This is a genomic window from Brevibacterium sp. Mu109 (assembly GCF_900169375.1).
Taxonomy (GTDB): domain Bacteria; phylum Actinomycetota; class Actinomycetes; order Actinomycetales; family Brevibacteriaceae; genus Brevibacterium; species Brevibacterium yomogidense_A.
Map to the genome: position 1 here is coordinate 1 of NZ_FXZF01000069.1, position 3,419 is coordinate 3,419.

A 3,419-nucleotide genomic window follows, 5' to 3' on the forward strand; every position below is an offset into this window, starting at 1 on the left:
CGAGAGTCAGATTCCGCTCGCCCCGCTCGATGCCCGCAACGTACCGAGGGGAGAGTCCGACGCGATGGGCGAGCGCCTCCTGGGAGAGGCTCCAGTGCCGTCGCTGACGCCTGAGATTCGCGCCTAGCCGCCGCCTGAGATCACCCACAATTCAAGCGTGGCGAACGGCACGTCAGTGTACCAGGCACAATGACGTGCTCGGTGGCACGTTAATGTGCCAATATGGTTCTGTGACTTGTGACCCATGCAAACCCCCGGTCGGAGCGCATCCGGCCGCGAATGAGAGGCAATAACCCCTGATGATGATCCTGCTTCTACCCATCGCCATCGTCGGCCCGTTCGTCGCCGCACTCCTCGTCCGCACGCTGCTGCCGGCGCCGAAGCCGGGCGTCGGTCTCGTGCTCCTCCTCGGGCTCGCAGGCGGCATCGGCGGCTTGCTCGTCGGCCTCCTCCTCGGCCTGGCGATCACGCCGAACGCCCCCGCTAGCCCCTGGCTCGCTGGTGGAGCCGTCGTGGGCGGCGCGGTGCTGACCTGGCTCGTCGGCCGCGCGGTGTCGAAGCGCCGCGGGGCAGCCCAGCAGGTCGCCCGATGATCCGCCGGGTTGCGGCGGCGCTCTCGGCCGTGACCCTCGTGTTGGCGGTGGCCGGGTGCGACAGCACCATCGAGATGCCCCGTGCGTCGTCCGACTACATCGAACAGGACGCCAACGCCGTCATCGAAGAGCTACAGGAAGCCGGCTTCGAGAACATCTACGTGGAGCAGGGCACCGAGTTGTGGTTCAACAACCTCAACCACACGGAGAACACCGTCGAGGCAATCACACTCGACGGCATGTCGGCGTTCGAAGCAGGCGAGGTCGCAGACGCCGATTCCAACGTCGTGATCACCTACTACTGGTGCCAGGACTACGGCTGCTCAGGCGATTATCTCTTCCACGACGGTTGGCAACCTGCTTACTAACCCCGTCGAGCCGAAGTAGCTCCAGGCTACGCCCACGACCCCCGCGCCGTTCTCAGAGCGGCGCGGGGAGGAACGTATTTTTCTCGTTGCAGGCACTGCACGTCGCGTGGTCCTCCTTCTTCGCCTCAATGGTGAGGACTGGAATCAACGTCGCGCTACGCACAATCCCCAAATGGCGAGCGCTCAAAAACTGACTGCCTGAAGGGACTTCATCGCCTCTTAGCCCTTTCATCTCCTATCAGAAATCAGAGGAATCCATGACGACCAAGACCACTGCCACCACAGCGCTCGTGCTCTCAGCCGCGATGATTCTGACAGCCTGTACCAGCGGTTCATCTGAGGGGCCAGCTGCCGAAGATACTCCAGAATCAACCTTCGATGATCAGCCCAGTGAGGACGATCTGGACCAGCTCGGCGAGGGCCCCCGCGATCAAGCGGATATCGATGCTTCCGATATCCAGGACATGAACCCAGTACGTGACTCTGCCAGCTACGATTACCTCGAGACCCCCAACATGATCGAACCGGGCGCGCGTTACGTCACCATAGGGTCCGACGGTCAGATGGGGAATTGCTCCTTCGGCTGGATCGTCCGCGAGAGGACCGCTCCTGATACCACCTACAACCTTACTGCCGGCCATTGTGGTAATCCCGGAGATGCCGTAGCGATCGATCCCGTCGGCAACGACGACCCCGCAGACATGTTCCAGGTCGGTGAGTTTGTCTGGCAACAGTTCACGCCCTCGGAGGACGGTGGCATAAGTGAGACTGAGCCTCTCGACGACTACGCCCTCATCGAGTTCTACCCAGAATATGCTGTTCCAGAACTGATGACCGGAACGCCGAACTTCGCACTGCACGGGGCGCAGGATGAACTTACCCTGGGTGGATACTGTGACGCTGCACTCTTCGAAGACAACGTGCCTATGGTCGGCCGGATCGGGTATCGCAATGGCCTTAGCATCGGCCCCTTCCAGGAGATGAGAGACAGCAATGTCGTGACTTTCTCCGGAATCGCTGACCAAGGTGATTCAGGAGGAGCTATCTGGGCTTTTGATCCCAATGATGACCCTTCCTTTATCTGCGCTGTCGCGGTCACCAGTTACATCGACTTCGAAGACGCAACTGTCGCCACTGGTGTCACCGTCGACAAGGTCATGGAGCAGCTTGACCTGGAGATTCTTGCTTGACCACAAGCTACGGGCCCGCGCCCCCTCAGTCCCGCACTTCCGCAGACATGCGGCGCTGCGGTCGAGAGGAGGTAACGCGGTCTTTGTCCACGACCCCCGCACCGTTCCCAGAGCGGTGCGGGGGTCGTGTTTTTTCTCGTCACCACGACAGCGTGTCCTGCCACCCGACAGCGGGGCGCTTGACCGACGATCTGGACTCAAGCAGCTGCTCGGCCCACTTCTTCACGAGCTGGTCGGCGAGGTCGTCGGCCTTCATCTCCTGCGCCCGGCTCGGCTGCTCCGGCCACGGCAGGGCCAGGTCCGCCATCGCGGGCCGCAGCGATTCGAGGAACAGCTGGTGCAGGATGCGCTGCTGCTGGCGCTGCCGGTACTCCACCCGGCGCCACTCGCGCTCCCGGCGCGTAGCGATGCGCTTGTACCACGCGAGCTGGTCCTCGTGCTCGCGCAGCGCACGCTCGTGCTCCCGCACCGCCCGCTGCCGGCGCGCCCGCTCCTCGGCGTCGAGGTCGGGCTCCGGAGTCGGTGCCGGAGCGCGAGGCTTCGGCGCGGGCGCAGGCTCCGCCTCGCGCTCGGGCTCGGGAGCCACCGGCTGCGGCGGCTCCCGCTCCACGTCCCTCTGCTCAGCCGCCACGGGCCGACCGAGACGCGCGACGATCTCCTCGTACCCGTACGCGGTGCCGAGGCCCCGACTGCCGCCCGCACGGGCGCGGTGGGGCTTCCTGTCCTCCCCGACGAACTCGTAGACGAGTCCTCGCTTCTGCGTGCCCTTCTCCGTGACGATGACGCCCTCGTCAGCCATGCGCCCCTTGAAGCCGTCGAAGTCGGAGGCCGCCGCCACGTGCACGTTGATGCGCTCCTTGAGGTCGTCCCGCCAGACGTACTCACCTTTGTCCCGCCGACGCTCGTCACTCGGCATCGTGTGATCCGAGCCGGCGTGCGCCTTCATGTGCGCGACGTTGTCGAATCCGCGCCGTTCGAGCAGCACCTCGTCGAGCGTCCTGCGCGACGTGACGACGTGCCGCTGGGACTCGTGAAGCGCGTAGCCGGCGGGCCGCACCGTCCCGTCGCGCAGCCGCGAGGGCCCGTGGCCCACGTTCGCCGTGGCTACGTGGGCGTGCCAGAGCCCGGCGCGGCCGTCCTTCTGCACGACGACGAGCGAGGCATGACCGCTGTAGGCGCGCTCGGCGAAGGCCCGCGCGTCGTCGAGCACCATGCGTCCTGCGTCGGGATCGTCGGGGTCTGCCTCGTCGCGGCTGTACGACAGGATC

General features: G+C 64.9%; 4 protein-coding genes and 1 pseudogene. 3 read left to right on the forward strand and 2 right to left on the reverse strand.

Annotated features, from left to right (window positions below; all coding sequences use genetic code 11):
- Window positions 1–148, reverse strand: a 148-nt coding sequence (locus tag BSP109_RS16310) for a helix-turn-helix domain-containing protein (protein WP_257944752.1), incomplete at its 3' end; no start/stop codon positions are given.
- A 151-nt stretch (window positions 149–299) separates the two neighbouring features.
- On the opposite strand from BSP109_RS16310, the gene BSP109_RS16315 reads away from it, so the two are divergent.
- From BSP109_RS16315 to BSP109_RS16325, 3 genes are all read left to right on the forward strand, one after another.
- Entirely contained in the window at window positions 300–593 is a 294-nt protein-coding gene (locus BSP109_RS16315) for a hypothetical protein (RefSeq protein WP_101602008.1), read from the forward strand.
- A complete protein-coding gene (locus BSP109_RS16320; RefSeq protein ID WP_101602010.1) occupies window positions 590–961 on the forward strand; it encodes a hypothetical protein in 372 nt (123 codons plus the stop codon). The genes BSP109_RS16315 and BSP109_RS16320 overlap by 4 nt, the downstream gene beginning before the upstream one ends.
- A gap of 257 nt (window positions 962–1,218) precedes the next feature.
- Complete coding sequence (locus BSP109_RS16325; RefSeq protein ID WP_101602012.1) at window positions 1,219–2,151, forward strand: hypothetical protein; 933 nt, start codon at window positions 1,219–1,221, stop codon at window positions 2,149–2,151.
- 139 nt (window positions 2,152–2,290) lie between these two features.
- On the opposite strand, the pseudogene BSP109_RS17395 reads toward BSP109_RS16325, so the two are convergent.
- Window positions 2,291–3,419 (reverse strand): annotated as a pseudogene (locus BSP109_RS17395) (hypothetical protein); the annotation flags it as partial.